The sequence below is a fragment of the Neisseria sp. HMSC03D10 genome (assembly GCF_001807625.1).
In the GTDB taxonomy this organism is placed as follows: Bacteria; Pseudomonadota; Gammaproteobacteria; order Burkholderiales; family Neisseriaceae; genus Neisseria; species Neisseria mucosa.
Genome location: NZ_KV789512.1, coordinates 10762 through 11124 on the forward strand (window position 1 = coordinate 10762; position 363 = coordinate 11124).

A 363-nucleotide genomic window follows, 5' to 3' on the forward strand; every position below is an offset into this window, starting at 1 on the left:
TGTCCTGATTTAAATTTAATCCACTATACCTTTCATAGTTTTTACCTTTTTAAAAAATTTACTTATCATATCAAAAAATAAATAAATTAGTAACTACCATTAAATATCAAATTCATACCGCTTATCAAAATGGTTATACAACGGGCAAAATTACGATGGTTTGAGTGCTAATCGATTTTTTAAAATAATAAATAAAACCTCTTTTATTCAAATATTTACAACAAATTAACTTCATACTGAATCAAGACAGGACAACGCCCGACCGGTTTTAAAATTAATCCACTATAAGAGACCTTTGCAAAATTTCCCAAAATCCCCTAAATTCCTACTCAGACATTTAGGGGCTTTCTCATGAGCACCTTC